The organism is Hymenobacter amundsenii (genome assembly GCF_002204745.1).
Lineage (GTDB): Bacteria > Bacteroidota > Bacteroidia > Cytophagales > Hymenobacteraceae > Hymenobacter > Hymenobacter amundsenii.
The window spans coordinates 26,391-33,376 of record NZ_NIRR01000038.1 but is presented as its reverse complement, the minus strand read 5'-3'; the positions used below and the strand labels follow the sequence as shown (position 1 = coordinate 33,376).

Sequence of the window (6,986 nt, the reverse complement as noted above, 5' to 3'; positions counted from 1 at the left end):
GCGAAAGGCCATAGATAAACGGGGGCAAACCCGTGCGACTAGACATCGGGCAATGAAGATGCGAAGTAATACAGATTACCGGTAAATAGGTATACCAGGCCTGTGGTCGGATGGCTAACGGCCCCGCCCGTGAGGGACAAACCAACAGGTGCCAACCTTGTTATTCTGCGCTCCCCACCCTTTTCGTGAACGTATCATCGCAAGTTGTTAGCCCTCGCTATTGTGGCGAAAATCATAGAAAGCGCGGGTGGTTAAATCGTAACAGATGGACCAATAGGCACTTCCTCCGTCGTGGGTCCAGACGGCTTCCCGCAACCAGAAGGGTACGCTTCCCGGGGGTTCTTCCCGCTGTTCAAGGAACAGGTTGATGAACAGGCAGCGGTGGCCTTCGGGGTTGAAAAACCCGTAGTATTGCCGTCGGTATTGGGCCAGGTGCTGCTGGATAAGGGCCGGGTACTGCGCGTAATACGCGTGTTCCGGTTGCGCGTTGACCCGGGCCAGCGACACCCGGCGCAGGCCTTTTTCGGCGGTTCGTGCGTCGCGGGGCGTGGGGGTAAAGCGCCCGGGCGGTGGCGCGAGGGCCGCCAGCCGAGGCGGCAAGGTGGCCACTGCCGGAAACAAGGCATACTCCGCCCGGCGCCGGCGGTAGGGTGCCGCGATGGTGTCGGAAATGGAAAGAAGGGGCCGCGCCGTTCCCGGAAGGGCTGGCAAACCAACAAGGAGCAGTAAGCTGAAAAGCAGCCGGGTGTAAAGACGCATTAGAAGGGATGCAAACCGAAAAGCCCCACAAGAGTAGCTGAGAGGTTTGGTAATTATAAGCTCCTTCCGGTAAACAGAGCGCGTTTACCTTCGGACCGTTTCGCTACATGCTGCCTCGGCCGCTGCTGTACCTAGTGAAGCACCCTTGGTCCGAATTAAGAGCCTATACCGCGCTTGGGCCATCCCATTTAGAAAGCGACCCGTATCCCCAGCATCGTCCAGCGATGCCAGCGGGCCCCGCTGAATTCCGGCGAAATGCCTGTAAGCGAACCTTCCAGGCGAAAGCCGGCGTAGCCCAGCCCCAGCGTAGCCGTGCTGCGGGCGACAGTCCGCCGGACGGCCGCGGCGGAAAGCACGTACGGGTTGTTACGGTTGAACAGCCCGCCCTGCAGCGTGGCGTTGTAGCCCACCACCCGGCCTTCCACCTGCGCCTCCCCGTAGGCCTGCACCTGGCGCTGCCCAACCCGGCTGGTCCGGTTAACCACGCCCAGCGTCGCCAAAGCGGGCTGCAGCACCCCCAGCCGCAGCGTTGCGCCGACACCGGCATAGGTCTGCAGGGTACCCAGCGAGGCACTAGCCGCACCATTCACCTCCAGGCCGCGACCAACGGCTAGCAACTGCTTTTCCAGCCGGGCTTCGTAGCCCAGCACCACGTCGGTCTGCACCTGATAGTCCCACCCGCGCGGCGTGGGGGCCCCTAGCAGCTCGTGAATCTTGGTTTGAAAGCCTTTGGCCCCGGCCGCCGGCCCCAGAACGCCCACGTTGAAGGCCGTGGTTACGCGCAGGCGCCGGGTGGGGTGGCTGGCCACGCGCAGCAGGTCAGCGTAAATGTAGGAAGCGTAGGGTCGGTCGCCGACCCGAATGAAGGGGTCCTGAATGCGCAGGGGCGTGAAGCCATCGTAGTGCAATTGGATGCCGTGGTGCAGGATACTGCCCGCCGGTACCAATCCGAGAATACGGTTAACCGGCGAATGCTGCAGCGCGGGGCTCACCAGTAGCAGTGTCATGCCCTGCGTGAAGTAGTAATCCGTGCGCAGAAAGGCATCGTTGGCAAAGGTGTAGGCAATCAGGTGGTCACTGCTCACCCGGGTGCTATCCGATTGAGCGTGAACAAGGAGAGGCAACAACCCCAGAAATAAGACAATAGTGAACTGAAAGCGCATGAATAGAAACAGCAGAGACATTCCACCTACGCAGTTACTTCCGTAAGTGGGTTGCCGCCAGGGCTGTTTCAGCCTTTTCCGGTGTTGCGTAGATTGTGCGGGCACCACCTGGCCGAGCCACTTACACCCCGCTCAACTTCCGCCTCCCTTCCCGCCTGCGCCTGTATTACCACGCCGAGTTGCCAGCTGTCCGCGCCGCCACTAGCCGCCAAAATCTGAGGGCATCCTTCGCCCACCTCGAACGTGCCCACATCCTGGGCCAGCGCCAGGCGCTACCGCACACCCACCCGCACCTGCTGCGCGTGAATGGGGGAGGAGCACCCCTGTAGACCCGTCTGGTGGTCAACCGCTACTTACAACACGCCTCACCCCTGGCCATAGGTCAGCTCCAGACAGGGGTTTGACTTTCCACCTAGCATCGAGCCTTCCACGCATGGCTTGCACGACAGCCACCCTTTCAGCAAATACTGGAAAGTGAAGCCATTTTAAAAGTAACAGTTCCTGCAGGCCATTAATGGCCTGCAGGAACTGGGTTTGATTTCCACTTCTTGGGAGCGAGAGAACACCTCAATGGCCTGACTGCCGGCCAATTTCAATGGCGGCGCGGCTGTTGTCCTCCGGCCGGCGGTCAACGAGCAGCAGATCTGGGTCGATGACGGCTTTTTGCGGAACGGCGGGCACGATTACCTTCAGGACTTTGCGGGGGCCTGTCACCACCACCCGCTGGCGGTACAGCATCTGATTGGCCGTGCCGTACAGCGCCACGTCGATGTAGTCGTGCAAAGGCGCTTCGGTTTCCTTGCCCAGCTCGTTGGCGTAGCGCTTGTGCGCTTCCAGTTGGATAATGGCCTGGTAGCGGCCGTCGGGGAGCTTCTGGTAGGCGACTTCCTGCACCTGATTATCGTAGAGCGTGATGCGCTTGAGCTGGTCCTGCACGAAGTAGTGCAGCGAGTCGGGGGCAGCCCGCAGCAGGTAGCCGTACAAGTTCTCGGAGTTGGGGTAGGGCGCGGGGCGGCCCTGGTAGTCGCGCATGAACTGGGCCAGCGCGCTGTGGAGGCGTTGTTCGCCCAGGTAGCTGCGCAGCGAGTACAGGGCCAGCGAGCCTTTGGCGTAGTGGATGTGGGGCTGGTCTTCGTTGTAGAGCAGGGGCAGCTCGCGTACCTTCTCGGAAGCCCGGCCGCGCAGGTAAAAATCGAGGGCGTAGCGCCGCAGCGTCAGCACCCGCGCCGGGCCGTAGAGTTGTTCCAGCATCAGCACCGAGAGATATTCCGACACCGACTCCGACAGGAAGGTAGCGCCCTGCACGGCCGCTCCGGTAACCTGGTGGCCCCACCACTGGTGGGCCATTTCGTGGGCCACCACGCGGTAGGTACGGTCTACGTCGTGGTCTTCGGGGCTGGGCTGGGCGATGAAGCCGAGGCCTTCGGAGTAGGGCATGGTGCCCGGAAAGGCCTGGGCAAACTGCTGGTAGCGCGGAAACTCGATGATGCGGGCCTGCTGCTGGGGGTAGGCCCCGAACTGCTGGCCGTAGTAGGCCACCGACGCGCGCATCGAGCGCATCATGCGGCCCACGTTGTAGGGGTGGGCGGCATGGTAGTAGATTTCCAGGTCCACGCCGTTCAGCTTTTCGCGCCGCACCTGGTAGCGGGCCGAGGTGATGGAGTAGAAGTTGAGCACCGGCGCGGCCAGGCGGTAGTGGAAGTAGCGGCGGCCGTGCTGCTGCCATTCCTTCACCAGGGCCCCGGGGGCCACGGCAATCTGGTCGGGGCTGGTGCTCACGGTGGCTTCGAAGCGCAGGCGGTCGGCGTCGGTCGAAATGTAGGTGTTGGCGTAGGCGGCGCTGTCGCGCTGCGGAGCCATGCGGGGCCGCTCGGGCAGGTTGAATTTAGCCCGGTCGGTAGCGCTTTCCAGTTCCAGATTGCGGGTATAGCCGATGGTGGGTGCCAGCTCGAAGTTGTTGAGAAAGGTGCCGTTGCCGTTGATCAGGGGGCGGGAAACCTTGTTTTCGAAGCCCCGGGCGCGGTAGTGGGCTGAGTAGCTCAGCACGAGCGAGTCGCCGGGACCCAGGGCCGGCCGCAGGGCGAAGCTGCGGAAGCGCAGGCGCTGGTCGTCGAGCACGGGTCGGGCGCCGGGAATTCGGAACCGGTAGTCTTCCAGGTAAGAGCCATAGGATAGGCGCAGGGTGTCGAGCGGGCGGCTGGTTTTGTTAACGAGCGTCAACTGGCCTTGCACCTGCACGGCTCGGGCTTCAGGCGTGAGGGCTACCTGCAGGCTCACGGCCGTCACGCGGGGCTGGGGCGCCCGCTCGTAGCGCTTGTACTGCTTTTCGTAGTCGGCTTGTACTTGCTGCTCGCCGGCCGCCGTGGCGTAGTCGTTGCGCACGTTGGTATTGTAGTGAATCCAGCCGCCCAGGCCCAGCCAGGCCAGCAGGCCGGTGGCAGCCATTGCCCGCAGCACCGGGGTGAAGCCCTGCCGCAGCTGCGAACCGCTGAAGGCCCCGCCCACGGCCCGGCCCCGCACCCACAGCCCGGCCGTGAGGGCCGCCAGCAGCACCGTAAAGGCCGCCCAGTACAGCTTAAACCACACGATGCTTTCGGCAAAAGGCCCGAAGCCGTTCATGTCGGAGTAGGTGAAGGCGGGGGTGTCGGCGAAGCGCAGCAGGTTGTTGTTCCAGTCCAGGGCCGCGCCACTGATGCTTTGGAACAGGATGATGGCCACCGTCAGGCCGTACGCCAGGAACTTGTTGCGCAGCAGCACGTGCAGAAACACCGTGCCCACGGCCACCATCACGTACCGGGTGAACTCAATGCCGAACACGGCTTTCCCGTACAGGCTCCACTCGAAGTTGGTGTAGCCCTGCAGCGCCTGCGCCGCCACGCACACCAGCACCCCCACGCTCGTCAGCAGGGCCGCAATGAACACCAGGGCCAGCATCTTGGCCGCGTAGGGCACCCAGGAAGGACGCGGCGAAGCGTCGAGGATGCCGTCGAGGCGGGCGTCCTGCTCTTTCCACACCAGCACCCCGCCGTAGTACACCAGCACGGCTATCACAAACAGCCCATACGTGCCGTTAATCAGGTCGAGCATGGTGTAGGTAACGGGGAAGAAGTGTCCGCCTTCCCGCTCCGAGGCCGTGGCCGCGATGCTGAGCAGGTTCACCACGCCCAGCCCGAGCAGTAGCCAGAACGGTACGCTCTTGAGAATGCCCAGCAAGTCCAGCCGAACCTGCTGCGTGAGCTGCACCAGGGCCGCGCCGCGGTCGTGCCGGGGCTGCACCCGGGGCCGGGGCGTGGGAGTTGAGGTCCGCACCGGAGCCGGGGCGTCGGCCAGCCGGCGCTTTTTGGCGGTGCCGGTCGAGGTGGTGAAGGAGAACACGCCGTGGGTCAGGCCCATCAGGGCGCCGGCAATGCCGAGCCACACCAGCCGGTTGGTGAACAGCGGTCCGGCCAAAGCTAGCACCTGGGTGTTTTTTTCCGATACCGTCCAGTACTTGGTCAGGGCGTGAAGGGTGCGCAGGCCGAAGGGGTCGAGCAGCAGCACGCTGGCCGGCGTTTCCAGGTTGGGCGTGAGCAGGCCCACCAGCAGAAAGCCCACCAGCAGGCCCAAGGCCGCGATAAAGGCGTACACCGTGTTGCGCGTCAGCACCGTGAGGCAGTAGATGATGGCGCCGGCCAGCACCACGTTGGGCACGATAAACAAGCCAAAGGCCTGCAGGTAGGGCGCCAGCTCAAACGAACCCACCCGGGCCTGGTCGCTGAGCGGCGTGCCCAGCACAATGGCCAGCAGCACGCCTAGCAGGGCCAGCACGGCCACCAGCACGCCGCCGACAAAGCGGCCCCAGAGGTAGCCGCCCTTTTCCAGCGGCGCGGCGTACAGCACCGGCGCGTAGCCCGAACCCGAGTCGCGGGTGGCCGTGCTGGCCATGATGGCGGTGATGAAGAGCAGGCACAGCATGGTCATGGCCCCGGCCCGGCTCAGGATGGCAAAAGGGGCGTTGACGTGCAGGTTGCGCAGGTCCTGGCCCATCTGCAGGTTGGGCCAGAGCATGGCCAGAAACGTCATCCCGAAGGTGACGGCGAGGAAGATGTACGTGAGCGGGTGCTTGCGCCAGGTGGCCAGCTCGAAGCGAAGGAAGGCAGTGAACATGAGCGGGCGGGCTTAGGCGTGGACGAGAATTGACTGTGCGGCTTTCCCTTGGATGGTGGAGAAAAACACGTCTTCGAGGCTGGGCTCCACGGCCTGGAAGCCGGCGGCCCCCAGCTCGTCGCCCACCACGTGCAGCAGCGGCTGCCCGGCCAGCAGCTTGGTCGATATCACGGCGTATTCCTGCTGGTACTCGGCCAACTCAGCCTTCTCAATGGTGCGCTCCCAGACGCGGCCCTTCAGTGCGTGCATGGCGGCCTGGGGCTGCCCGGCAAACAGCACCCGCCCTTCGTTGATGATGGCCATGTTGCGGCACAACTCGCGCACGTCGTCGACGATGTGCGTGCTCAGAATGACGATGATATTTTCGCCGATTTCGCTCAGCAGGTTGTAGAAGCGGTTGCGCTCGCCGGGGTCGAGGCCAGCCGTGGGCTCGTCCACGATGATGAGCAGCGGGTTGCCGATGAGGGCCTGGGCAATGCCGAAGCGCTGCTTCATGCCGCCCGAAAACGTGCTGATGCTGCGCTTGCGCACCTCGTAGAGATTGGTTTGCTCGAGCAGGGCCTTCACCGTCTCGCGCCGCTCGCCGCGGTGTACGATGCCTTTCACCACGGCCATGTGGTCGAGTAGGTCTTCGGCCGACACCCGCGGGTACACCCCAAACTCCTGGGGCAGGTAGCCCAGCACCCGGCGCAGGGCCATCTGGTCGTGCAGCGCGTCGATGGCGTCGAGGTGGATGCTGCCGCTGTCGGGGGCCTGCAGCGTGGCAATGGTGCGCATCAGCGAGCTTTTGCCGGCGCCGTTGGACCCGAGCAGCCCAAACATGCCCTGCGGGATGGTCAAATTCACGTTGTCGAGGGCCTTCACCCCGTTGGGGTAGGTTTTCGACAGATTTTTGATAGTCAGTTCCATAGTGCAGGT

Annotated in this window: 5 protein-coding genes; 1 reads left to right on the top strand and 4 read right to left on the bottom strand. The window is 63.7% G+C overall.

Features of this window, described 5'->3' with window-relative positions:
* Positions 1-207: 207 nt before the first annotated feature.
* Both CDA63_RS16955 and CDA63_RS16950 read right to left on the bottom strand, forming a co-directional pair.
* Positions 208-759, bottom strand: a complete 552-nt coding sequence (locus CDA63_RS16955; RefSeq protein ID WP_088465653.1) for a hypothetical protein — start codon at positions 757-759, stop codon at positions 208-210.
* A gap of 188 nt (positions 760-947) precedes the next feature.
* Positions 948-1,883 (bottom strand): lipid A deacylase LpxR family protein, encoded by a 936-nt coding sequence (locus CDA63_RS16950; RefSeq protein ID WP_165768360.1) that lies wholly within the window; start codon positions 1,881-1,883, stop codon positions 948-950.
* Positions 1,884-2,017: 134 nt separating this feature from the next.
* Here CDA63_RS16950 and CDA63_RS16945 point away from each other — a divergent pair, with 134 nt between their 5' ends.
* Positions 2,018-2,251, top strand: a complete 234-nt coding sequence (locus CDA63_RS16945) for a DUF3703 domain-containing protein (protein WP_165768359.1) — start codon at positions 2,018-2,020, stop codon at positions 2,249-2,251.
* Between the two features lie 238 nt (positions 2,252-2,489).
* Here CDA63_RS16945 and CDA63_RS16940 read toward each other — a convergent pair whose 3' ends face one another.
* Together CDA63_RS16940 and CDA63_RS16935 are read right to left on the bottom strand one after the other, a co-directional pair.
* On the bottom strand, positions 2,490-6,068 hold the full coding sequence (locus CDA63_RS16940) for a M1 family aminopeptidase (protein WP_088465650.1): 3,579 nt from the start codon (positions 6,066-6,068) through the stop codon (positions 2,490-2,492).
* A 12-nt stretch (positions 6,069-6,080) separates the two neighbouring features.
* Positions 6,081-6,977 carry an ABC transporter ATP-binding protein gene (locus CDA63_RS16935; protein WP_088465649.1) on the bottom strand — a complete coding sequence of 299 codons (897 nt, stop codon included), beginning with the start codon at positions 6,975-6,977 and terminating at the stop codon, positions 6,081-6,083.
* Positions 6,978-6,986 lie beyond the last annotated feature (9 nt).